Source organism: Antarctobacter sp., from assembly GCF_965277915.1.
In the GTDB taxonomy this organism is placed as follows: domain Bacteria; phylum Pseudomonadota; class Alphaproteobacteria; order Rhodobacterales; family Rhodobacteraceae; genus Antarctobacter.
The window spans coordinates 3,013,840-3,035,414 of record NZ_OZ255849.1 but is presented as its reverse complement, the minus strand read 5'-3'; the positions used below and the strand labels follow the sequence as shown (position 1 = coordinate 3,035,414).

Here is a 21,575-nt window from a genome sequence, read left to right as displayed (position 1 = left end):
CGCTGAACAGATCTCACCGGATTTGTTCAACCCGCCGCGCCTGACATTGCGCGGCAACCAGAGGAAGACCCACATGACACCGCAAGACATGGCCGCGCGCATCGTTCGCTACGGCGAACTTCAACCCTGCAAGACCGCCTTCATCGACGCCCATACGCCCGGCTCTGATCAGAAGGAAAACTTTACCATCATCGGCGGCGGCGTCTCCGAGTCGCCAGACCAGCACGTCCACATCACCATCCCGCACGGGTTCAACATAGGCGCGGCGGGGCAGCCGCCGAAGTGCCGCAACTCGATGCACAACCATCGCACGGCAGAGGTGTTCTTCATCCTTTCCGGGCGCTGGCGCTTCTTCTGGGGGGAAAAAGGCGATGCCGGCGAGGTGATCCTTGAAGAAGGGGATATCTTCAACATCCCCACCAATATCTTCCGCGGGTTCGAGAACATCGGCACCGACTACGGGATGATCATGGCGATCCTCGGCGGCGACGACGCCGGTGGCGGCGTGATCTGGGCGCCGCATGTGATCGAGGATGCCAAGGATCACGGGCTGATCCTGGGCGAGAACGGCAAGCTCTACGACAGCAAGAAGGGCGAGAGCCTGCCCGAGGGCGTCAAACCGATGCCGCTTCTGACAAAGGAGGAGCTGGCCAAGGTAGATTGCCCGACCACGGCGCAGGTGATCGGCGGTTACGTCCGGCGCTATCTCGACATGGTGGCCCTGGCCAATGACGGGGCCGTCAAGGTGATTGGCGAAACCGGCATCATCCGCGACAAGCCGGGGTTCGAGGTCGATTTCCTGACCCGAGCCAATGCCGCCACGGAAAAACACGCGCATGACAAACCCTCGGTCCTGATGCCGGTCAAGGGACATTGGCGCGTCGACTGGGAGGGCGGCAGCGCCATCCTGGCGCCGGGCGACACCATGAGCGTGCCCGAGAATCTTGCGCATTCCGCCGTGCCTTCGATGACCGGCGAGGCCGCGATGTACAAGGTGATCGCCACCGAGGATCCGGCCGGCCAGACCTGGAAGGGGTGAGCCACCGCACGGACCGGCCCCGGGCCTGACCCGGGGCTTCTCTTTCGAACCATGAGGTCCCGGACCAGGCCCGGGACGGAAGGAGCCAGCACTATGCCCATCCAGACAACGCACGTCGGGTCTTTGCCGCGTACCCAAAAGGTGGTGGATTTCATCTTTGCCCGCGAAAAAGGGCAGGACTACGACGCCGGTGCCTTCGATGCCGCCATGACAGAGGCGGTGAGCGAGACCGTGCGCAAGCAGGCCGACGCAGGGATCGACATCGTTTCCGACGGCGAGACCTCGAAGATCAGCTATGCGACCTACGTCAAGGACCGCTACACCGGTTTCGACGGTGACAGCCCGCGCAATGCGCCCGCCGACCTGAAGCTGTTTCCCTCTTTCCTCAAGCGCATCGCCGACGATGGCGGCACGCCGCAATATGCGCGCCCGATGTGCGTCGGAGAGGTGAAATCGAAAGGGCAGGGAGAGTTGGAAAAGGACATCGCAAACCTTCGGGCCGCGATGGCCGCGCACGGGGTGGAGCGGGGGTTCATGAACGCGGCTTCGCCCGGGGTGATCTCTCTGTTCCTGCAGAACGACTTTTACAAGACGCGCGAGGCCTACCTCGCCGCGCTGGCCGATGCGATGAAGGCGGAATACGAAACCATCGTCGCCTCGGGCCTTGACCTGCAGCTGGACTGTCCCGACCTCGCGCTGTCGCGGCACATGCTTTTCAACGATCTGAGCGACGCGGAATTCGTCAAGGTGGCCGCTGCCCATGTCGAGGCGCTGAACCACGCTCTGTCGGATGTGCCAGAGGACAAGGTGCGCATTCATATCTGCTGGGGCAACTACGAGGGGCCGCATGTCTGCGACATTCCGATGGCGCAGATGTTCGACACACTGATGTCGGCGAAGGCGCGATACGTCCTGTTCGAGACCTCGAACCCCCGCCACGGCCACGAATGGACCGTGTTCCGCGACCGCAAGGCAGACATCCCCGAAGGAAAGGTGCTGGTGCCCGGCGTCGTCGACACGACCACCAACTTCGTCGAACATCCCGACCTTGTGGCGCAGCGCATCCAGCGCTTTGTCGATATCGTCGGCGCCGACCGTGTGATTGCCGGGTCCGATTGCGGCTTTGGCACCTTCGCGGGCTTTGGCGCGGTCGATCCCGACATCGCATATGCCAAGCTCTCGGCCCTGTCCGAGGGGGCGAAGCGCGTCTCATGACCCCGCTTGTCCTGCTGCCGGGCATGATGTGCGACGCGCGGCTCTTTGCGCCGCAGATCGCCGCGCTGTCGGGTCGGCGAACGGTTCAATGTGCACCGATCGGTGCGCATGACACCATGTCGGACCTGGCGGCCGAGGTGCTGGCCCATGCCCCGCCGCGCTTTGCGCTGGCGGGTCTCAGCATGGGGGGCATCGTCGCGATGGAGGTCCTGCGGCAGGCGCCTGACCGGGTGGTTGGGCTGGCGCTGCTCGACACCAACCCCAAGGCGGAACTGGAAGAGGTGCGCGCCCGCCGCGTGCCGCAGATGGACAAGGTGCGCGAAGGGCGGCTGGACGCGGTGATGCGCGACGAGATGAAGCCGAATTACCTCACCGATGGACCGCATCGGTCCGAGATCCTGGATCTGTGCATGGATATGGCGCTGTCGCTGGGGGCGGAGGTCTTTCTCAACCAGTCCCGCGCGCTGGCCGGGCGTCCCGACCAGCAGGAGACGCTGCGCGCCTATGACGGCCCTGCTCTGGTGCTCTGCGGGCGTGACGATGCCCTGTGCCCTGTCGCGCGGCACAAGCTGATGCATGACCTAATCGCGGGCAGCACCCTGCGCGTGATCGAAGACGCGGGGCATCTGCCCACCCTGGAACAACCCGAAGAAACCGGCGCCGCCCTGGCGGCCTGGCTGGAGAGATGTGATGGATGACACCCTTCTGACGCTCTTGCGCGGCGTCGACACGCCAACCGTCTGCAACGCCATCGAAGTTGCCCAGGGCAAGCGCGGCTTCGACGGCTTCACCCGTGGCACGATGCTGTGTTCTGATCCCGAGGGTGGCGCGATGGTGGGCTACGCGGTGACGGCGAAGATCTCGGCCCTCGCCCCGCCGACGGAACCGGCTGACGTGATCCGCGCGCGCCGCATGGCCTATTACAAGGCTATGGCCGAAGGGCCGAAACCCTCGGTCGCGGTGGTCGAGGACATCGACTATCCGCACTGCATCGGCGCCTACTGGGGTGAGGTCAACACGACCGTCCACAAGGGATTCGGTGTATCTGGCGCGCTGACCAACGGCGTGATGCGCGACCTGGGGGACCTTGCGCCGGGCTTTCCGGTGGTGGCGGGATCCATCGGGCCAAGCCATGGGTTCGTGCATGTGACGGAGTTGGGAACCCCGGTCGAGGTTTTCGGGCTGACAGTAAACCCCGGTGATCTGGTCCATGCGGACCGGCATGGCGCTCTGGTGATCCCGGCGGATATCGTCACACGGATCGGCGCGGCGATCGAAAAGATGCAGAGCACCGAAACCCTTGTGCTTGGGCCTGCTCGGGAACAGGGCTTCGATTTCGCCAAGTTCGAGGCGGCCTGGGCCGCATTCGAGAAAGCCCGGACCTGACGTGTTTGCGACCAACCCCTGCGACCTGAGCATTGCCGAGGCCGGCGCCGCCCTGCGCGACGGCGGACTGACCTCCGTGGCGCTGACCCGTGCGCATCTGGATCGTATCGCCAGCCGCGACGGTGTGATCGGCGCCTTCACCCATGTGGCCGAGGCCGAGGCGTTGGCCACGGCAGAGGCTGCGGATAGGGAGTTGGCAGAGGGCAGGGATCGGGGGCCGCTGCACGGCATCCCCTTTGCGGTCAAGGACATAATTGATGTGGCGGGCTGGCCGATCCGATGGGGATCACGCGCGCAGGCGGGGCGGATTGCCCCTGCAAGCGCTCCGGCCGTCACGGTATTGCTGAATGCGGGGGCGGTCCCGTTGGGTGTCGTGGCGACCTACGAAATGGCGACCGTCGGTCCGGATGGCACGGCCCTAGGGCGTGCTCCGGTCAATCCCTGGAATGCCGCTCATATCACGGGCGGATCCTCCTCTGGGTCGGCGGCAGCGGTGGCGGTGGGGCTGGTGCGCATTGCATTGGGCACGGACACTGGCGGATCGGTGCGCAGCCCCTCCGCATATTGCGGGGTGGTCGGGTTGAAGTCCACCTATGATGCCGTCTCACGCGAGGGCGTGATGCCGCTCTCCCCCTCGCTCGATTGCGTCGGCCCGCTGGCGCGCAGCGTCGGCGATGCGGCGCTGGCCTTTGCGGCCCTGACCGGGGAAGAGTGGCAGGGGGGCGGCATCGACGGGATGTCGCTGGCCTATGGCCGTGGCTGGGCCGAGGATGCGGCGGCGCATCCGGCGCTCTTGCCGATGCTGGATGAGGCCGCCTCGGCGCTTAGCCTTTGTGGTGCACGGATCACGCCGATTGACCTGCCGGACTACGCCCCGGTCGAGGCCGCGGGATCCGATATCCTGCTTGCCGAAGGATGGGCGGCGCTTGGCGCAACGGTCGAGGCCGACCCGGCGGCCATTGGCGACATGGCGCGCGCCAGCCTGCGCAGTGGCAAACAGGTGGCAGCCGAGAGGCTTGCCGAGGCGCGTGCCTGTGTGAAACCGCTGACAGAGGCGCTGGATGCACTGTTTGCGCAGCACGCCGCGCTGCTCCTGCCGACCACGCTGGCCCCGGCGCCGCTCTTTGCCGCCTTTGCGGCGGGCAAGCCCGTCTGGACGGCAATGCGCACGATCCCCTTCAACATGACCGGCCATCCGGCCCTGTCGGTGCCGATGGGCTTCGTCGATGGCTTGCCGCTGGGCCTGCAGATCGTCGGACCGAAAGGCGGCGAGAATACCATCCTGCGGATCGGCGCCGCCTTCGAGGCGGCGACCGATCACTCCGTTCTTCAGCCGCCGCTGGCCTGAAGTCGCTCAAGCCGCAACTGCGCGGCGCGGCGATGGCCGTCCAGCCCCTCGCTGGCGCTCTGGCGGACTGCGGGCGGGGCCACCTGCCGGACGCCCTCGGGCTCCATCCATTGGTGCGTCGCCACCTTGACATAGGCGCCGACCCAGAGCCCGCCGGTATAGCGCCCGGCGGCCATGGTTGGCAGCGTGTGGTTGGTGCCGCAGCACTTGTCGGAATAGACCACGCTTGCCAGTTCACCGATGAAGAGAGAGCCGTAGTTGCGCAGTTTCAGCGCAAATTCCTTTGGGTCGGCGGTGTGGACCTGCAGATGTTCGGCGGCAATGTAATCGGAATAGGCGATCATCGCGGCTTCATTCGCGCAGACGGCGATTTCGCCGTAGTCGTCCCAGGCTTGCCGTGCGGTCTCTGCCGTTTCCAGCTCTTCCAACTGCCGGGTCACCTCGGCTTCGACTCTCTCGGCCAGCTTGGCATCGGTGGTGATCAGGCCGACACGGGTGCGCACGTCATGCTCGGCCTGTGCCAGCAGATCGGTGGCGATCATCGCCGCGTCGCCGGTGCTGTCAGCCAGCGTGTAGATCTCGGACGGGCCGGCCAGCTGGTCGATGCCGACAGGGCCAAAAACCTGGCGCTTGGCCTCGTTGACGAAGGCGTTGCCAGGGCCGACGATCTTGTTGACCGCAGGAACCGTCTCGGTGCCATAGGCCATGGCGGCGATTGCCTGCGCGCCGCCGATGCGAAAGATCCGGTCCGCCCCCGACAGGTGGCATCCGGCGATCATGGCCGGGTGGGCGTTGGGGGGCAGGCAGGCGATGATCTCATCCACGCCGGCGACCTTGGCGGGAACGATGGTCATCACCGGGGCCGAGAGCAACGGGTATCTCCCGCCGGGCACATAGCAGCCCACCCGTTCCAGCGGGATGATGCGGTGGCCCAGGTGCACGCCGTCGCGGATTTCGACCTCGAGCGGCAGCATCGTGGCAAGCTGCGCCTCAGCAAATTTGGTTACGTTTGCAATTGCGAATTCCGTATCCGCACGGGTCTGTGAGCCGAGGGCTTTCAGAGCGGCTGCCCGCTCTGCGTCGGTGGCTTCGAAGGTGGTCAGGTTGCTTTTGTCGAACCGGGCGGCGAAGTCGGCGACAGCGGCGTCCCCTTTGCCTTTAACTTCTGATAATATTGTTGAAACAGTTTGTTGAATATCCGATGTTCCGCTTTCGGAAGAAAGCCTCGGTGCGCGGAGCCAGGTGACGCCAGCGACCGGAGGTTGCGAGGTTGGCACAGTCTGTCCTTTCGTGTTCAGGAGCATGGTCTATGCGGGCGTATACTAAGGGCATCCGGAGTATTTGCAAACGTATTCATCCTCGTCTTGCAGCTCGCGTGACTCGCTCCGCCTGAGGCGGGCCGGGTGGGCTGTCGTGAGCGGGCAGTGACTCGGTCAGTCGCCGGACCGGGCGTTTTCCTGCGTCCTCAGGTCTTCGGTCAAGCGTTCCAGCGCGTCAAGAAGCTGCGCAATCCGCTCCGCGCTCAGCTTCGCCTCGATGTCGGCGTAGATCCGGGCACTGACCACCCCGGCTTGGTGCAGCAGCGCGTCGCCTGCTTCGGTCATGCGGACCAGTGTGCGCCGCCGGTCATTCCTGTCCCGCCCCTGGGTGATCAGGCCGCGTGACTCCAGCGACTTGAGGGTCCGCGTCAGGGATGGCGCCAGGACGCAGGCGGCGCGGGCCAATTGCGTGGCGTCGATCTCCTCGGCTTCCCGTACGACGGTCAGCACGCGCCATTGCTGCTCTGTCACGTCGATGTCGCGTAGCATCGGTCGAAATCGTTCCATCACCGCCTCGCGGGCCCGCAAGAGCGCGATGGGCAAAGTGCGTTGCGTTTCTGACAACGGAAATTCGTCTCTGGATCGGGTCATCGAAGCCTCCTGTTGCCAGTCAGATTAACGATTCACAAACCAAGTGGCGAAAGAGGGCACAGCCTGCCGCATCTGAAGCGAGAGCATTCGCCGGGTCTTGAGATGCTGGCCAGCATACAAGCGCTCTGCGGCGTCCCGCACGCGGTCATGCCGGCTACCAGCGTTTTTCCGCTCGCGGTTGTGGTGAATGGTCTTTGGATTTCGGCGCGGACACCGTCGGCGTCAGCTTTGCGAATGGGGTGCACAGGAGCCCTGGACAGAACCATTGCCCGCCGTTCAACATCGTGGAGTTGAGTCATGTCGTAGGCGGTCATCACTGCATGGCCGCACGCAAGGCGGAGGTGGCGGACGTGCCTTCCGTGGCCTGCAAGACTGTCTCGGAGGAGGATCATGAGCGCGCCGGGATGACCTTGGGGGCGATGCCTCTGAACGTCATCGACCTGCTGGACCTGATATCGACCACCGGCTATCTCGACAAAATCGAGCGCGGGCTGCGGCGGCACGGGATTTCAAATGCTTGTTCTTGTTTGTCCGTGGTCCGGAAGGGGACTGGATCGAGATCTGTTGTTCCGACATTCAGACTGTCGATCCGGGAATGGAGCCCGCCCGCTGGGATCTGAAGGGGCCGCAGCGCCAAACCCTTCGGGGCTTCCCCGGAGGTATTTTGGGTCCAAAGAAACACGGGCCGCAGGTGAGTGGAGAGACAGCGATGGACTGGGATGAGTTTGCGGCCTGGGGGGCGAAGGCGGCGGAATTCGGCGCGGGGTATCACAAGGGACTGCGGGAACGGCCGGTGCGACCGGCGATGGCACCGGGGCGTTTTGCGGCGCGGCTGGCCTCGGTCCCGCCCGAAGCTGGCGAGGAGATGGGCGCGATCTGGGAGGATTTCGAGCGCATCGTGCCCGAGGGGCTGACCCATTGGCAGCACCCGCGCTTCTTTGCCTATTTCCCGGCCAACGCGGCGCCGGTGTCCATGCTGGCGGAGATGCTGGTGAGCGTGCTCGCCCCGCAATGCATGTTGTGGCAGACCTCTCCGGTGGCGACCGAGATGGAAGGCGTCATGATCGACTGGCTGCGCCAGGCGTTGGGATTGCCGCAGGGGTTCTCTGGGGTGATCCAGGATTCCGCCTCGTCGGCGACCCTGTCGGCGGTGCTGACCATGCGCGAAAGGGCGACCGGGTGGACCGGGAACCGCGAAGGGCTGTCGGCGAAGGGGCGATTGCGGATCTATTGTTCGGACCAGGTGCACAGTTCAATCGATCGGGCCTGCTGGGTGGCGGGGATCGGTCAGGAGAACCTGGTGAAGCTGCCGACGCGGGGCGCACCGGAATTCGCTGTGGACGCGGATGCCCTGTGCGCGCGCATCGCAGAGGACCGGGCCGCCGGCCATGTGCCTGCCGGGATCATCGCCGTGACCGGGGCCACCGGGGTCGGCGCATGGGATCGTTTTCCGGATCTGGTGCAGATCGCGCGGGACGAGGGGCTGTACCTGCATCTGGATGCGGCCTGGGCCGGGTCGGCGATGATCTGCCCGGAGTTGCGGGCGCAGTTCTGGGCGGGGGTGGACGGCTGCGACAGCATCGTCTTCAACCCGCACAAGTGGCTGGGCGCGCAGTTCGATTGCTCGGTGCAGTTCCTGAAGGACCCGAAGAGCCAGATCGACACGCTGAAGATCGAGCCGGAGTATCTCAAGACTTCTGGTTCGGAGGTGGTGAACTACTCGGAGTGGACGATCCCGCTGGGCCGGCGGTTCCGGGCGCTGAAGCTGTGGTTCCTGATCCGCTACTACGGGCTGGAAGGGCTGCGGAGCCGGATCCGGAACCATGTGACCTGGGCCGGCGAGCTTTGCGAGGAGTTGCGGCGGGACGGATTCGAGATCGTGACGGAGCCGATCCTGTCGCTGTTCACTTTCCGTGGGCCGGGCGATGATGAGGCGCAACAGGCGCTTGTGGATGCGATCAATGCGGACGGGCGGATCTATGTCACGCAGGGCATGCACGCGGGTCGAAAGGTGATCCGCTTTCAGGTGGGTCAGTTCGACTGCACCCGGGACGACGTGATGCTGGCCGGCACGGTCATCCGGGAACTGGCTGGGGGCAGGACATGATGGCAACGGATTTCATGAGCTGAATCCAATCGGGCAACCCCGGCTGCGGTCTGTCACTCTGCCGGTTCGATCTGCATTTCCTGACGCAGTTTGCCGGTGGCGCGGTCGAAGATCAGGATGCGGTCGTCGGCGGTGACCACCGCGTACCAGTCCGTTCCCTGCGTGTAGGCGCTGGCCGTGGTGTCGTCGGGCAACGTGATGACCTCTGGCAGCGGCGCGCGCGCGTTGCTATAGCGGTTCCAGATCAAGCCGAGGATCCCGATGATCCCGGCAATCATCACCGCCGTCAGAACCGTGACCAGAATGCGCAGGAAGCGCAGGGAGGGCGGTTCGGGCAGATCGTCTTCGGGATCGGGAGAGGCCATGACCATCCTTCGTATCGTGATTTCGGCGGATCCGCCGGTGCGTCTTGATAAGGCGCTGGCGCGGGATGTGCCAGAGGCGGCGTCCCTGTCGCGCACGCGGTTGGGCCGGTTGATCGCCGAGGGCGCGGTCAGCTGTGGCGGGGTTACCGTGACCAACCCCAAGGCACGGGTCGCCGAGGGCGACGAGATCGAGATCACTGTGCCCGAGGCGCAGGAGTATGACGTTGTCGCCCAGGACATTCCGCTGACGGTTATCTGGGAAGATGAAGACCTGATCGTCGTGGACAAGCCCGCCGGCATGGTGGTGCACCCCGCGCCCGGATCCCCGGACGGGACGCTTGTGAATGCGCTGCTGCATCATTTCGGTGGGGCGTTGTCCGGCGTGGGAGGTGAAAAGCGGCCCGGCATCGTGCACCGGATCGACAAGGATACCAGCGGCTTGCTGGTTGTGGCAAAGTCCGATCGGGCGCATCACGGCCTGGCCGCGCAATTCGAGAAACATACCGTTCGCCGTGCCTATGTGGCGCTGGCCCACGGGGTGCCGGACCTGGCCGATCCGCGCCTGTTGAACACGCGGGGCGTTTCCGTCGGGGCTGAAGGCGGCGTGACCATCACCAGCGGGCTGGCGCGGCACAAGACCGACCGCCAGCGGCAGGCGGTCTATTTCGACGGGCAGGGGCGGCACTCGATCACCCATGTGAAGCTGCTGGAGCGGTTTGGCACTCCGCCCTGCGTCAGCCTTGTGGAATGCCGGCTGGAAACCGGGCGCACGCACCAGATCCGCGTGCATATGGCCCATGCGGGCCATGCGCTGATTGGTGACCCGGTCTACGGCGGGCGGCGGAAACTGTCGGAGAAGGCGCTGGGCACGGCATTTGACCTTGCGAAGGGCTTTGACCGGCAGGCGCTGCATGCGGCGGAACTGGGGTTCGACCATCCGGTGACCGGCGAGGCGCTGATGTTCCACAGCGAACTGCCGGAGGACATGGCGGGCCTACTGGCCGCGCTCAGAGCCGCCCCGTGATCAGGAGCCAGAGGCAGAGCGCGCTTTCGGCCAGGATGCAGACAAGGTAGGCGGGCTGAAAGGCCTCTGACAGCAAGGGCGCGGTCAGACGCAGTAGGCTGCCGGTGAGATAGACAAGCCCCGCCGCCGCAATGCCATGCGCGATGATCCGGGGCGTGGCCCCCAGGTACAGCAGGCGCGCCATCAAAAGACTGTTCACACCGAAGAGGATCAGCCCGATATCATAGCCCAGGGCATGCATGTCGGTCATGTGTACGGCCATGCGCGGCAGGTCGGCCAGCAGGGCAGGGGCGCTGGCAAGGGCGATCAGGCTGGCGCCGATCAGCACCGCCTGCCCCAGGCGAAAGACCATCGCGGCGCGGGCCAGCCCCTCGGCCCTGTCGCGCAGCAGGGCGAAGAACAGCAGCGCCAGCGCGATATCCGCCAGCAGCATGACGACATCCGCCAGAAGGCTCAGCCGGAACTGCGGCAGGTTCGCGGAGATGGCCCCGGCGATCTCTGCCGGCGCACCGGCAAGCAAAGGTCCACGCAGGGCGATTTCTGCGGTCAGGCCGCAGAGGATGATGACGAGGTAGAGCGCACCGGCTGTGCGGACATGAACAGGTGAGGGAGCGAGGGCTTGCATGGCGGCGTCCTTCTTGGCGATGGGCGAATGCGCCCTCTTATCCCATGCGAATAAAATTGATTATTCGCAAAATATGCACTATAATCATGCGTAAACGTATATGTTTCAATTCATCGGGAACCGAGCACGTCTCTGTGACGCTATGACATAAAGGATGACGCCGTCACCTATCGAGCTTAACTGCACCAACACCAACGGATACGGGACTTGAACTGTTCGGTTCAGGTTCCTACCTGATGTTAAAGCCCGTAACATGCGGGTCCGAACGGAGGGAACAGATAAGATGTCGAACTATGCAAATCTCCCGGCGCCCTCGCCGGAGGCGGGTCTGAGCCGCTACCTCCAGGAAATCCGGAAGTTCCCGCTTCTGGAGCCGGAAGAGGAGTACATGCTGGCCAAGCGCTGGGTCGAAAACGAGGACACCGAGGCCGCGCACAAGATGGTCACCTCGCACCTGCGCCTGGCGGCCAAGATCGCCATGGGGTATCGCGGCTACGGCCTGCCGCAGGCCGAGGTGATTTCAGAGGCCAACGTGGGCCTGATGCAGGCCGTGAAGCGCTTTGACCCGGAAAAGGGGTTCCGCCTTGCGACCTACGCGATGTGGTGGATCCGTGCCTCGATCCAGGAATACATCCTGCGGTCCTGGAGCCTTGTGAAACTGGGCACCACCAGCGCTCAGAAAAAGCTGTTCTTCAACCTGCGCAAGGCCAAAAGCCGCATCGGCGCACTGGAAGACGGTGACCTGCGCCCCGAACATGTCGAGAAGATCGCCACCGACCTTGGCGTGACCGAGGACGAGGTGATCAGCATGAACCGGCGCCTGTCGGGCGGCGATGCCTCTCTGAACGCCACCGTGGGGTCCGAGGGCGAAGGCACCATGCAGTGGCAGGACTGGCTGGAGGACGAGGATGCCGACCAGGCCGAGGATTACGCCGAACGCGACGAGCTGGAGGCGCGCCGCGCCCTTCTGGCAGAGGCGATGGACGTCCTGAACGACCGGGAAAAGGACATCCTGACCCAGCGCAGGCTGGCGGAATCGGCGGTCACGCTTGAAGAGCTTTCCGGCCAGTACGACGTGTCGCGCGAGCGCATTCGCCAGATCGAGGTCCGCGCTTTCGAGAAACTGCAAAAGCGGATGCGCGATCTTGCCAAGGAACAGGGGATGCTTTCGGCCCTCTGACGGGGCCCCTCCCTCCGTTGAACGCGAAAGGCGGGGCCATGCCCCGCCTTTTTCATGTCAGCGGCCCTGTTTAGGGATCATTCCTCGTAGAGCGGGCCGCGCTTCCAGCCTTCCTCGGCGATGAAGCCGGGCAATTTGCTGCTCATCAGGATGCGGTCGCTGTTGATCCGCAGCATGATGTCCGTCGGCGTGTCCAGAAGCGGCGTGAAATCCGTGACCTGCGTCACGTTCATGTAGATGGCGACGAGCTCGGGCAGGTTGGACAGGGCGGAAATGTCGGTCACGGGCGTGTCCGAAAAGCTGAGCAATTGCAGTGATTGCAAGCCGGCAAGAGGCGAAAGGTCACTGACCTGACTGCCAGTCAGGAACAGTGTTTGCAGCTTTGTCTTGCCCGCGAGGGCGGAAATATCCCCGATCCGGCTGTTCTTTCCCCGGAGCATCTCCAGGTTTTCCGCCGGAGCCAGGGCCGAAATGTCCGTCAGGCTGGCGCCTTCGGCCCATAGCTCGCGGAAGGCGGGACCGACGATCAGCCCATCGAGGCTGGTGATGTCCTCGCCCTCGATGTTGAGCAGTTCCAGCGCCGGGGTCGGGCCAAGGCCCGAGAGGTCGGGCAGGGACACATCGTTGAAACCCAGGATCTTTAGGTTGGTCATCGCACCGTCAGCACGAATGTCGTGCAGGTCCGGACCGTTCAGGCGCAGGTTCTCGACCCGGCCCAACGTCGCCCGGGGCAGGTCCGACAGACCGTGGGAGTCTTTCAGCCAGAGCGCCCTGAGCGCAGGCAGCCCGTCGAGAAAGGTGAAATCGGTGATGTCGTTGTCCTGCAGCCTCAGGGCCTGCAGCGCGGGCAGGTCCAGATCGTCCCAGCGCGCGCCGGGCAGGTCCTGAACCCGTAGGTGGCCAAGGTCTTTCAGCACGTTCAGCGCGGCCAGATCGACGACCAGGGCGGGATCGCCATTGCCGGCCAGTTCCAGCGACTGAACCCATGTGGCTCCGGCCAGTTTCGGCAGTTCGACCAGTTCCGCCGGACCAAGGACGATCCGCCTGTCCTCGGGCGAAATGCAACTGTCGCCAATGGGCAGGCAATCCTGCGCCCCGGCGGTTCCGGCGACGCTGCCCGCGACGATGGACAGGGCAATGAAAAGTTTACGCAGCATGGTCGGGCCCTCAACAATCGGCGATTTCAGATCGGATGCCTTGGCCGCCGCCAGAGGTCAATGCGGCGTTTTCAGTCCCCTCCGCTTGGGATAGGTTTGGCGCTAACAAATCTGGGAGAGAGACATGACCGATCACGTTCGCTGGGGCATTCTGGGCGCGGCGAAATTCGCGCGCGAACACATGGGGCCGGCAATTCACATGGGCCGCCGCGGCCGGCTTGCGGCACTGGCGACCTCCTCGCCCGACAAGGCCGCGCCCTTTGCGGCACTGGCACCGGGCCTGGCCGTGCATGACAATTATGACGCGCTGCTGGCCGATCCCGAGATCGACGCCGTCTATGTCCCGCTGCCCAACCACATGCACGTCGAATGGGCGCTCAAGGCGCTGGATGCCGGCAAGCATGTGTTGGCTGAAAAGCCGTTTGCGATGACGGCGGCAGACTTCGACCCCGTGATCGCCAAGCGCGATGAGACCGGTCTCTTGGCTGCAGAGGCCTTCATGATCGTGCACCACCCCCAGTGGCAAAAGGCGAGCCAACTGTACCAGGAGGGGGCAATCGGCAAGCTGGTGCGTGTCTCGGCGGCCTTTTCCTACGACAACCGCAGCGACGGTCAGAACATCCGCAACCGGCCCGACACCGGCGGCGGCGCGGTGCCGGACATCGGCGTCTATATCTACGGCGCGACGCGCTTCGTGACCGGCGAAGAACCGGAAGAGATCCTCTCGGCCGTGGTCGAGCGTGAGAACGGCGTGGACGTCTGGACCCATATCACCGCGCGCTTCCCGTCGTTCCATTATACCGGCGTGGTCTCGATGCGGATGGCGCCCTGGCAAGAGGTGGTTTTTCACGGCGAAGAGGGCGTGATGAAGCTGACCGCGCCTTTCAATGCCCAGGTCTACGGTGAGGCGCGTGTCATCGTGCAGTCCAGGGATCTGGTCGAGACGGTCCACCGCTTTCCTGCGGACAACCACTACGTCCACCAGGTCGAGTCCTTCAACACCAGCATTCTGGACAAGGTGCATTATCCCTGTCCGCTGGAGTTCTCGCGCGGGACCCAGGCGATGATCGACATGGTCTGGGCCAAAGAGCGCGGTTGATCGAATTTGCCAACACGCCCGGGGCAGGGGCCAGCACGGACCGTGCACCGGGCCTCCTTGACTTGACTCTTTTTGTCGACTACTTGCCCGGGAAACAAGATAGCACGCCAGACAGCCTGTCCCTGAAGGTCATCCAGCCGCTCGCACATCACGATCCGAGGGGACAACATGACCGGACCGACTGGCCGCGGCGCCTTGCTGCTGGGCACTTGCCTTTTTTCTTTTGCAACACCTTCTGCCGCGCAGGATACGGACCCGGTCTTTCTGGGCACGCTTCGGATCATCTCCGAATCCGCCCAGACGCTGCTGGGCAACCACAAGATCGACGAGGAACAGCTGGAGCAGCGCAACCCCGCCTCGGTCGCCGATGTGTTCCGGGGCGAATCCTCGGTCGCCGTCAGCGGTGGCGCGGCCATCGCGCAAAAGGTCTTCGTCAACGGGATCGAGGAAAGCCTGCTGTCTGTCACCATCGACGGCGCGCGGCAGAACAAGTCGGCCTTTCACCATACCGGCAACATCCTCTTTGACCCGGCATTGCTGAAATCGGTCGAGGTCAGCGAGGGCATCGCCCCCGCCGATGCCGGGCCGAATGCCCTGGCCGGCGGGCTGGCCTATACCACCATGGACGCGCGCGACTTCCTGGAGCCGGGCGAACGCATGGGCGGGCTGACCACGCTGCGCGGCAGCAGCAACGGGCAGGGCTTTCGGCGCTCGCTGACCCTGTTCGGGCAGGAGGAAGGCTTTGAATGGTTGCTCAGCGGCACCCGTCAGACCGGTGACGACTACAAGGACGGCGACGGCAAGACCGTGGCTGGGACAGAGGCGGACCTGTCGGCCTACGTTTTCAAGTTCGCCTTTACCTCGGACAGCGGCAAACGTCTGTCCTTCTCGGCCTCGGACACCGAGGACACCGGCCGCCGGTCGGCCCAGGCCGGTCCTGGCGGGATTCTCTTTACCCGTCCCGACTTCGCCGAGGTCGTCGGGCGGCCCAGCGTCTTTGTCGAGGGGCTGTCGCGGCGAACCTCCTACACGCTGACCTACCAGGACGAGGCGCCGCAGGGCTGGTTCGCGCCGTTCCTTCAGCTCAGTTACAACGAGCAGGAAATTGACGCATCCGGCGTCTGGGGGCTGAACACCAGCCTCAGCGGCATCGCCCGCAACGAATGGCAATTGGGCAACGGCACCCTGACCGCGGGGCTGGACTTCTTCCATGAAACCGCCGAGGGCCGGGGCCTCGGCCCGGGTGCCTTCGGCTCCTCGGGCGAAGAGACGCTGTCCAGCATCGGCCTGTTTGCGCAGGCGCGGCAGGATCTCAGCGACCGCCTGTCGGTCTCCTACGGCGCGCGCCTTGATCACCAGGAATTCAAGGGCGCGAACGGGGCGCGGTTCGAGGAAAACGGCCTGAGCATCAACGGGGCAGTTGACGTAACGCTGTCCGATACGCTGTCGCTGAACGCCGGTCTTGCCTCCAGCTGGGGCGGGTTCGAACTGGGCGAGGCGGCGCTGATCAACTTTGGCGGCGACTGGGACTATACCGGCTTTGCCTCGTCGCGGTCGGACACCGCGCGCCTTGGCCTGCGCTACGAAAGCGGTCCCTGGGCGATCAGCGGCGCGGTCTTTCACACCGAGATCCGCGACATCGCGGCGGTTTTGCCCTCGGGCGGGGCACGGGGCACGCTGGCGGACCTGACCTCGCAGGGCTTCGACGGGTCGGTGGGGTATACCGGGGCGCGAGGCTTTGCGCGGGTGAACTACACCTTCGCCGATGTCGAGTTGGATGGCGCACCGATCGGGTCGACCGCCTATTACTTCGGCCGGCCGGTGGGGCATCTGATCGGGCTTGAGGCCGGGTACGACGTCACGTCAGAGTGGCGCGTTGGTGGCAATGCCGAAATCGCGCTGGAAAACGATCTGGGGTCAGTCACCCTGCCGGCCTACGAGGTGGTGAACGTCTATACGGCCTACAAGCCGAAAAGCGTCGAGGGGCTGGAGGTGCGGCTGGACGTCGAGAACCTCTTTGACCAGACCTATGCCAGCCGCAGCGCCGACGGCCTTGGCCTTGGCAACGTCGTGCCCCTGAACGAGCCGGGCCGGACGGTTTCCCTCACCGCAAGCCTGCGGTTCTGAGGCCGGGAGGGCGGCCGGTGAGCAGGGCCGCCCTCTCATTTGTTGCAAAACGCCGGGCGTCAGAGATCGGCGATGCTGATGACCACCTTGCCGGTCGATTTGCGGCTGCGCAGCAATTCCATCCCTTCGGCGGCCTGCTCCAGCGGAAGGACGTGGCTGATATGCGGTTTCAACCGACCCTCGCCATGCCAGGCCATGAGCTGCGCCAGCGATCCGGTCAGCACCTCTGGCCGGAAGGCCAGGTAGCCGCCCCAGTACAGACCCATGACAGAGAGGTTCTTGACCATCAGGTGATTGGCCTTGATCTGCGGCACGTCCCCACTTGCGAATCCGATGCTCAGCAGGCGGCCCTCGGGGTTGCAGGAGCGGAAGGCGGCGGTGAACTGCTCGCCGCCCACCGGATCATAGACAACGTCGGCCCCGCCAAGCGCCTTCATCTCGGCGCGGATGTCGCCGGTCTCGGCGTCGATCAGGTGATCGGCCCCGGCAGATTGCGCCGCCGCCAGCTTGTCAGCGCCGCGGGCGCAGGCCACGACACGGGCGCCCATCAGCTTGCCGATTTCGACCGCGGTTAGCCCGACGCCCCCCGCGGCGCCCAGCACCAGCAGCGTCTCACCGGGTTGCAGGCGTGCCCGGTGGTTCAACGCCAGGTGACTGGTGCCATAGGCGATCTGGAAACCGGCGGCATCGGTCCATCCCATCCTGTCGGGCAGCTTGACCGCGCGCGAGGCCGAAAAACAGCCGTAGTCCGCAAGCCCGCCTTGGCCGCCGAAGACCGCGACTCGGTCCCCCTCGGAGAATCCTTCGACCCCGGGTCCCGTTGCATCCACGATTCCCGCAACCTCCATCCCCAGCACGAAAGGCAGGGGCGGCGTGTCCTGATAGGTGCCTTTCTGCATGAGAAGATCCGCGAAGTTCAGTCCGCAGGCCGCGATTCGAAGGCGGATTTGACCCTCCGCCGGGTCGGGCACGGCTATCTCGCTCAGGCGGGCCGGCGTGTCGTGATCGGTCAGGAAAAAGGCGCGCATACCATCCTCTGCATAGGGTTTTCAAATGCCTAGCCGAGTTTGCGTCCAAGGCAAAGTGCCTGTGCCCGTGGTCAAGCTAAAACAGAGTGTAACCGAATGCTTTCCGGTCAAGTTCAACTTTGTCGTGTTTTTCCCCGCTGCGCACCATCAGTAGGTGGTCATGCGACTTGATTTTGAACATGGTTATGATGTACCACGTTTGATTATAGCGTGTAGGATGATGCTGGTTCTGGGGGATTTGGGGTACGGTCCCGGCTCATCTGGTCACACCCATAGTACAGGAAGACACAGATGGCGCACCCCGTTGACGTTCATGTCGGCAAACGCATCAGGCACCGTCGCTGGCTCGTCGGCATGACGCAGCAGCAACTGGCTGAATGCGTTGGCATCAAGTTCCAGCAGATCCAGAAGTACGAGACCGGCGCGAACCGCGTCAGCGCCTCGCGGCTCTGGGATATCGCCGAGGCATTGGACGTGCCGGTCAGCTTTTTCTTCGAAGGCATCGAAAACGAGAGTGCCGCCGAAGAGGGGGCTGCGGAATCCGTGCCCGCAGACATCATGGGCGACAAGGAAGCCCTGGACCGGGTTCGCTCCTACTACGCGATCCCGGAAAACCAGCGCCGCCGTCTTTTCGAACTGGCGCGGGTTCTGTCCGACGTGGCTTGAGCCCCTTGCGCCGCTGCTGTAGCCCGCACAAGGGTTGCAGGAGGGGCGCATGGACCGGATCTCGTTAGAGCTAGCTCAAGAACTGATCGAAACGGCGGAGGCTTTGGCCGACGCGGCAGGCAAGGCGATCCTGCCCTTTTTCCGCCAGCGCGGCCTGACAGCCGAAAACAAGGACGCGGGCTCCGGGTTCGACCCGGTGACCGCAGCCGACCGTGCCGCCGAGCAGGCCATGCGTGCGGTCCTGGCCGACCGCCGACCCGGCGACGCAATCCTGGGTGAGGAATACGGCACGCAGACCGGCACCTCCGGTTTCACTTGGGTCCTTGATCCCATAGATGGCACACGCGCTTTTCTGGCCGGAACCCCGACCTGGGGGGTGCTGATTTCTGTCCGCGATGACTCGGGCCCGGTCTACGGCATCATCGCCCAGCCTTACACGCAGGAACGATTCCGCGGCGGACTGTCGCGCTCGGACTTCACCGGACCGCATGGCGCGGGTCCGTTGGGCGTGCGCGGCACGCAGGCCATCGATGAGGCGGTTCTCTTCACCACCTTCCCCGAGGTCGGCACGCCCGAAGATCGCGCCGGGTTCGAACGCGTCGCCGCCCGGACGCGACTGGTGCGCTATGGCATGGATTGCTACGCCTACGCGCTGTTGGCGGCAGGCCAGATCGACCTGGTCATCGAGGCGGGCCTCCAGGCCTATGACATCCAGGCCCCGATCGCCGTGATCGAGGCGGCGGGCGGGATCGTCACGAACTGGGAGGGGGGACCGGTGCATGACGGTGGCCGCGCTCTTGCCGCCGCGACGCCCGAACTGCACGCCGCCGCGCTGGACCTGCTGCGCAACGCGGGCTAATGTGCGGCTGGGCGATCACGTGTCCTTCCCTTTTCTGGCGTGCCGCACCCTGTCTCTCACCGAAAAGGGCTTTCGTGAGGGGCTGACATGGCACATTCCACAAATCCACAACCTGAAATCCTGATCCGCAACGCGCGGACCGTCCTGTGCATGAACGACGACGCGAGTGAACTGACCGACGCAGACATCTTGATCCGCGACGGAGTGATCACGCAGATCGGGCAGGGGCTGACCACCACCGGGCGTATCGTCGAGGCGGCCTCCTGCGTGGTCACGCCCGGTCTCGTCAACACGCACCACCACCTGTACCAGACGCTGACCCGCGCGGTGCCCGGCGGGCAGGACGCGCTGCTGTTCGGCTGGCTTCAGACGCTCTACCCGATCTGGGCGCGCTTCGGTCCTGACGAGATGTTCGTCTCGGCCCAGGTCGGGCTGGCGGAACTGGCGCTGTCGGGTTGCTCCATGTCCTCGGACCACCTGTACCTCTATCCAAATGGCGCCCGGCTGGACGACACGATCGCCGCCGCGCGCGAGGTGGGATTGCGGTTCCACCCCACGCGCGGCGCCATGAGTATCGGCGAAAGCGACGGCGGCCTGCCGCCGGATTCGCTGGTCGAAGGCGAGGCGGCGATCCTCGACGATTGCGTCCGGGTGATCGACGCCTTCCATGACCCTGCCGAGGGCGCGATGCTGCGCGTCGCTGTCGCCCCCTGTTCGCCCTTTTCCGTCAGCCGAGAGCTGATGCGCGACGCGGCGATCCTGGCCCGCGACAAGGGCGTGCGCCTGCACACCCACCTGGCCGAAAACGACGAGGACATTGCCTATTCCCAGGCGCAGTTCGGCTGCCGTCCCGGCCAGTACGCCGAGGATCTGGGCTGGACCGGCGAGGACGTCTGGCACGCCCATTGCGTGAAACTCGACGGGCAAGAGATCGACCTCTTCGCCCGTTCGAAAACCGGCGTGGCCCATTGCCCCTGCTCCAATTGCCGCCTCGGCAGCGGCATCGCCCCGGTGCGGGCGATGCGCGACGCGGGCGTGCGCGTGGGGCTGGGCGTGGATGGATCGGCCAGCAACGATGCCGGGAACCTCGCGGCAGAGGCGCGACAGGCGATGCTGTTGCAGCGGGTTTCGCGCGGCGCCGACGCCATGAGCGCGCGCGAAGCGCTGTGGATCGCCACGCGCGGCGGGGCACAGGTGCTGGGGCGCGAGGATTGCGGCCAGATCGCGGTGGGCAAGCGCGCGGATATCGCGCTCTGGGACGTTGGTGGGCTGGAAAGCGCCGGTAGCTGGGACCCGGCGGCGCTGCTGCTGGCCGGACCGCAGCGCGTCCGATATCTTTTGGTCGAAGGCCGGTTGGTGGTCGAGGACGGGCGGATCGTCAGCTTTGACATCGACGCGGCGGTGGCGCGGCAGAACGCGCTGGCGCGCAAGCTGGCCGAGGCGCTTTAGGGGGAAATGACATGCGGCTGGTCTGGATGATGGCGCTCTGCGCTGCTGTGGCTTCTTGCGGCTGGGTGCCGCAAGGGCGGTTTTCCGGACAAGGCGCGATGCGCGCCGAACCGGCCTCGCGCGGTTTTGGCGGCTTTGCCGAAGGGCAGGGCGGCGCGGCGCTGAACGCCTTTCGGGCCGAAAACGGCCTGCCGCCACTGACGCGCTCCGCCCGGCTGGAAGAGGCCGCGCGCCGCCACGCGCAGGACATGGACCGCAAGGGCTTTTTCGACCATGTCGGCCCGGACGGCAGCAACCCGATGAGCCGCGTGCAAAGGGCCGGCTACCGGCCCTGCGTGATCGCGGAAAACATCGCCCGGGGGCAGCGCACGCTGGGCGAGGTGATGTCTGATTGGGCCGGGTCGCCCGGACACCGGCGCACCATGCTGTCCCAGGGTGCCACGGAATACGGGCTGGTGCGCAGTTCCAATGACAGCTGGGTCATGGTGGTGGGGCGCGACGGCTGTTGAGCCGCCGCTGGCGCCTTATTCCTCGACGTCGTCCATGTCGATTTGGCCCGACAGCTTGCGTCGAATGATCGACCAGCTGAGGCCCACGCCCAGTACCAGCGACAGGGCAAAAATCCCGATCCAGGTCGACAGCTTGGGGTCCGACAGATCGAGCAATCCATAATAGACCAGCGCCCAGAGAATCGCGGCGACCAGCCCCAGCACCAACGCCATGCCGAAAACCCCGATCGAGCGCAGCGTCGCCCGCAGGTAGATGATATAGCCGATCAGCAGCACGATCCCGAAGAGCACCACCAGCGGCAGGTTCCCGTCGACATTGTTCATGGCCCAGCGGACATAATTGACCTGGCTCGGGTTGTAGGTTGCGGCCAGCAGGACGAAGGCAAAGAGCCAGCGCAGCAGGAAACTCATATGGGCACCTCCAGAGGTTTGCCGCCTTGCTGCCCTGACGGCGCGCGCCTGTCCAGTCTCTTGCGGCGATT

At 65.0% G+C, this 21,575-nt stretch carries 21 protein-coding genes and 1 pseudogene; 15 read left to right on the top strand and 7 right to left on the bottom strand.

Annotation, left to right across the window (positions count from 1 at the left end; genetic code table 11):
- Positions 1–73: 73 nt before the first annotated feature.
- The 5 genes from ACQY5B_RS15635 to ACQY5B_RS15615 all read left to right on the top strand — a co-directional run bounded on the left by ACQY5B_RS15635 (position 74) and on the right by ACQY5B_RS15615 (position 4,988).
- Positions 74–1,039 carry a cupin domain-containing protein gene (locus tag ACQY5B_RS15635; protein WP_420324547.1) on the top strand — a complete coding sequence of 322 codons (966 nt, stop codon included), beginning with the start codon at positions 74–76 and terminating at the stop codon, positions 1,037–1,039.
- 93 nt (positions 1,040–1,132) lie between these two features.
- Positions 1,133–2,254, top strand: coding sequence for a cobalamin-independent methionine synthase II family protein (locus ACQY5B_RS15630; RefSeq protein ID WP_420324548.1), 1,122 nt, complete (start codon positions 1,133–1,135; stop codon positions 2,252–2,254).
- Positions 2,251–2,952: an alpha/beta fold hydrolase gene (locus ACQY5B_RS15625; RefSeq protein WP_420324549.1), complete on the top strand. Its 702-nt coding sequence runs from the start codon at positions 2,251–2,253 to the stop codon at positions 2,950–2,952. The genes ACQY5B_RS15630 and ACQY5B_RS15625 overlap by 4 nt, the downstream gene beginning before the upstream one ends.
- Complete coding sequence (locus tag ACQY5B_RS15620) at positions 2,945–3,640, top strand: RraA family protein (RefSeq protein WP_420324550.1); 696 nt, start codon at positions 2,945–2,947, stop codon at positions 3,638–3,640. The genes ACQY5B_RS15625 and ACQY5B_RS15620 overlap by 8 nt, the downstream gene beginning before the upstream one ends.
- A 1-nt stretch (position 3,641) precedes the next feature.
- Complete coding sequence (locus ACQY5B_RS15615; protein WP_420324551.1) at positions 3,642–4,988, top strand: amidase; 1,347 nt, start codon at positions 3,642–3,644, stop codon at positions 4,986–4,988.
- On the opposite strand, the gene hisD is transcribed toward ACQY5B_RS15615, so the two are convergent.
- Together hisD and hpaR are read right to left on the bottom strand one after the other, a co-directional pair.
- Complete coding sequence (gene hisD / locus ACQY5B_RS15610) at positions 4,970–6,292, bottom strand: histidinol dehydrogenase (protein ID WP_420324552.1); 1,323 nt, start codon at positions 6,290–6,292, stop codon at positions 4,970–4,972. The two genes, ACQY5B_RS15615 and hisD, sit on opposite strands and share 19 nt — an antisense overlap.
- 129 nt (positions 6,293–6,421) lie before the next feature.
- On the bottom strand, positions 6,422–6,898 hold the full coding sequence (hpaR, locus tag ACQY5B_RS15605) for a homoprotocatechuate degradation operon regulator HpaR (protein WP_420324553.1): 477 nt from the start codon (positions 6,896–6,898) through the stop codon (positions 6,422–6,424).
- 422 nt (positions 6,899–7,320) lie between these two features.
- On the opposite strand from hpaR, the pseudogene ACQY5B_RS15600 reads away from it, so the two are divergent.
- Positions 7,321–7,553: pseudogene (locus ACQY5B_RS15600) on the top strand (VOC family protein); the annotation flags it as partial.
- Between the two features lie 54 nt (positions 7,554–7,607).
- Complete coding sequence (locus tag ACQY5B_RS15595) at positions 7,608–9,005, top strand: pyridoxal phosphate-dependent decarboxylase family protein (RefSeq protein ID WP_420328638.1); 1,398 nt, start codon at positions 7,608–7,610, stop codon at positions 9,003–9,005.
- A 53-nt stretch (positions 9,006–9,058) separates the two neighbouring features.
- On the opposite strand, the gene ACQY5B_RS15590 is transcribed toward ACQY5B_RS15595, so the two are convergent.
- A complete protein-coding gene (locus ACQY5B_RS15590) occupies positions 9,059–9,370 on the bottom strand; it encodes a DUF6476 family protein (protein ID WP_420324554.1) in 312 nt (103 codons plus the stop codon).
- On the opposite strand from ACQY5B_RS15590, the gene ACQY5B_RS15585 reads away from it, so the two are divergent.
- Complete coding sequence (locus ACQY5B_RS15585) at positions 9,369–10,394, top strand: RluA family pseudouridine synthase (protein ID WP_420324555.1); 1,026 nt, start codon at positions 9,369–9,371, stop codon at positions 10,392–10,394. The two genes, ACQY5B_RS15590 and ACQY5B_RS15585, sit on opposite strands and share 2 nt — an antisense overlap.
- On the opposite strand, the gene ACQY5B_RS15580 is transcribed toward ACQY5B_RS15585, so the two are convergent.
- Positions 10,378–11,019 carry a DUF4386 domain-containing protein gene (locus ACQY5B_RS15580; RefSeq protein WP_420324556.1) on the bottom strand — a complete coding sequence of 214 codons (642 nt, stop codon included), beginning with the start codon at positions 11,017–11,019 and terminating at the stop codon, positions 10,378–10,380. The genes ACQY5B_RS15585 and ACQY5B_RS15580 overlap by 17 nt on opposite strands.
- 283 nt (positions 11,020–11,302) lie before the next feature.
- On the opposite strand from ACQY5B_RS15580, the gene rpoH reads away from it, so the two are divergent.
- Positions 11,303–12,199 carry an RNA polymerase sigma factor RpoH gene (gene rpoH / locus ACQY5B_RS15575; protein WP_305970687.1) on the top strand — a complete coding sequence of 299 codons (897 nt, stop codon included), beginning with the start codon at positions 11,303–11,305 and terminating at the stop codon, positions 12,197–12,199.
- A gap of 77 nt (positions 12,200–12,276) precedes the next feature.
- On the opposite strand, the gene ACQY5B_RS15570 is transcribed toward rpoH, so the two are convergent.
- Positions 12,277–13,356 (bottom strand): leucine-rich repeat domain-containing protein, encoded by a 1,080-nt coding sequence (locus tag ACQY5B_RS15570; protein WP_420324557.1) that lies wholly within the window; start codon positions 13,354–13,356, stop codon positions 12,277–12,279.
- Between the two features lie 124 nt (positions 13,357–13,480).
- Here ACQY5B_RS15570 and ACQY5B_RS15565 point away from each other — a divergent pair, with 124 nt between their 5' ends.
- Together ACQY5B_RS15565 and ACQY5B_RS15560 are read left to right on the top strand one after the other, a co-directional pair.
- Positions 13,481–14,455 (top strand): Gfo/Idh/MocA family protein, encoded by a 975-nt coding sequence (locus ACQY5B_RS15565; protein ID WP_420324558.1) that lies wholly within the window; start codon positions 13,481–13,483, stop codon positions 14,453–14,455.
- Between the two features lie 168 nt (positions 14,456–14,623).
- On the top strand, positions 14,624–16,582 hold the full coding sequence (locus ACQY5B_RS15560) for a TonB-dependent receptor domain-containing protein (protein ID WP_420324559.1): 1,959 nt from the start codon (positions 14,624–14,626) through the stop codon (positions 16,580–16,582).
- A gap of 59 nt (positions 16,583–16,641) precedes the next feature.
- Here the strand turns inward: ACQY5B_RS15560 and ACQY5B_RS15555 are convergent, their stop codons facing one another.
- A complete protein-coding gene (locus tag ACQY5B_RS15555) occupies positions 16,642–17,610 on the bottom strand; it encodes an NADPH:quinone oxidoreductase family protein (protein ID WP_420324560.1) in 969 nt (322 codons plus the stop codon).
- 291 nt (positions 17,611–17,901) lie between these two features.
- Between ACQY5B_RS15555 and ACQY5B_RS15550 the strand changes: the two genes are divergently transcribed.
- The 4 genes from ACQY5B_RS15550 (at position 17,902) to ACQY5B_RS15535 (ending at position 21,093) form a co-directional block, all read left to right on the top strand.
- Positions 17,902–18,276, top strand: coding sequence for a helix-turn-helix domain-containing protein (locus ACQY5B_RS15550; protein WP_420324561.1), 375 nt, complete (start codon positions 17,902–17,904; stop codon positions 18,274–18,276).
- A 49-nt stretch (positions 18,277–18,325) separates the two neighbouring features.
- The gene (locus tag ACQY5B_RS15545) at positions 18,326–19,135 is read left to right on the top strand and encodes an inositol monophosphatase family protein (protein WP_420324562.1); all 810 of its coding nucleotides are present in this window, start codon (positions 18,326–18,328) and stop codon (positions 19,133–19,135) included.
- Between the two features lie 87 nt (positions 19,136–19,222).
- A complete protein-coding gene (locus ACQY5B_RS15540) occupies positions 19,223–20,584 on the top strand; it encodes an 8-oxoguanine deaminase (protein WP_420324563.1) in 1,362 nt (453 codons plus the stop codon).
- Positions 20,585–20,595: 11 nt separating this feature from the next.
- A complete protein-coding gene (locus ACQY5B_RS15535; RefSeq protein ID WP_420324564.1) occupies positions 20,596–21,093 on the top strand; it encodes a CAP domain-containing protein in 498 nt (165 codons plus the stop codon).
- A gap of 15 nt (positions 21,094–21,108) precedes the next feature.
- Here ACQY5B_RS15535 and ACQY5B_RS15530 read toward each other — a convergent pair whose 3' ends face one another.
- Positions 21,109–21,504 carry a DUF6524 family protein gene (locus ACQY5B_RS15530; RefSeq protein WP_305970678.1) on the bottom strand — a complete coding sequence of 132 codons (396 nt, stop codon included), beginning with the start codon at positions 21,502–21,504 and terminating at the stop codon, positions 21,109–21,111.
- Positions 21,505–21,575 lie beyond the last annotated feature (71 nt).

Coding starts and splice junctions, on each gene's coding strand:
- ACQY5B_RS15560 (WP_420324559.1), top strand. CDS start 14,624: ATGACCGGACCGACTGGCCGCGGCGCCTTGCTGCTGGGCACTTGCCTT.
- ACQY5B_RS15630 (WP_420324548.1), top strand. CDS start 1,133: ATGCCCATCCAGACAACGCACGTCGGGTCTTTGCCGCGTACCCAAAAG.
- ACQY5B_RS15585 (WP_420324555.1), top strand. CDS start 9,369: ATGACCATCCTTCGTATCGTGATTTCGGCGGATCCGCCGGTGCGTCTT.
- ACQY5B_RS15565 (WP_420324558.1), top strand. CDS start 13,481: ATGACCGATCACGTTCGCTGGGGCATTCTGGGCGCGGCGAAATTCGCG.
- ACQY5B_RS15550 (WP_420324561.1), top strand. CDS start 17,902: ATGGCGCACCCCGTTGACGTTCATGTCGGCAAACGCATCAGGCACCGT.
- ACQY5B_RS15530 (WP_305970678.1), bottom strand. CDS start 21,504: ATGAGTTTCCTGCTGCGCTGGCTCTTTGCCTTCGTCCTGCTGGCCGCA.
- ACQY5B_RS15570 (WP_420324557.1), bottom strand. CDS start 13,356: ATGCTGCGTAAACTTTTCATTGCCCTGTCCATCGTCGCGGGCAGCGTC.
- ACQY5B_RS15625 (WP_420324549.1), top strand. CDS start 2,251: ATGACCCCGCTTGTCCTGCTGCCGGGCATGATGTGCGACGCGCGGCTC.
- ACQY5B_RS15635 (WP_420324547.1), top strand. CDS start 74: ATGACACCGCAAGACATGGCCGCGCGCATCGTTCGCTACGGCGAACTT.
- hisD (WP_420324552.1), bottom strand. CDS start 6,292: ATGCTCCTGAACACGAAAGGACAGACTGTGCCAACCTCGCAACCTCCG.
- ACQY5B_RS15595 (WP_420328638.1), top strand. CDS start 7,608: ATGGACTGGGATGAGTTTGCGGCCTGGGGGGCGAAGGCGGCGGAATTC.
- ACQY5B_RS15540 (WP_420324563.1), top strand. CDS start 19,223: ATGGCACATTCCACAAATCCACAACCTGAAATCCTGATCCGCAACGCG.
- ACQY5B_RS15580 (WP_420324556.1), bottom strand. CDS start 11,019: ATGCAAGCCCTCGCTCCCTCACCTGTTCATGTCCGCACAGCCGGTGCG.
- ACQY5B_RS15555 (WP_420324560.1), bottom strand. CDS start 17,610: ATGCGCGCCTTTTTCCTGACCGATCACGACACGCCGGCCCGCCTGAGC.
- hpaR (WP_420324553.1), bottom strand. CDS start 6,898: ATGACCCGATCCAGAGACGAATTTCCGTTGTCAGAAACGCAACGCACT.
- ACQY5B_RS15620 (WP_420324550.1), top strand. CDS start 2,945: ATGGATGACACCCTTCTGACGCTCTTGCGCGGCGTCGACACGCCAACC.
- ACQY5B_RS15590 (WP_420324554.1), bottom strand. CDS start 9,370: ATGGCCTCTCCCGATCCCGAAGACGATCTGCCCGAACCGCCCTCCCTG.
- rpoH (WP_305970687.1), top strand. CDS start 11,303: ATGTCGAACTATGCAAATCTCCCGGCGCCCTCGCCGGAGGCGGGTCTG.
- ACQY5B_RS15535 (WP_420324564.1), top strand. CDS start 20,596: ATGCGGCTGGTCTGGATGATGGCGCTCTGCGCTGCTGTGGCTTCTTGC.
- ACQY5B_RS15545 (WP_420324562.1), top strand. CDS start 18,326: ATGGACCGGATCTCGTTAGAGCTAGCTCAAGAACTGATCGAAACGGCG.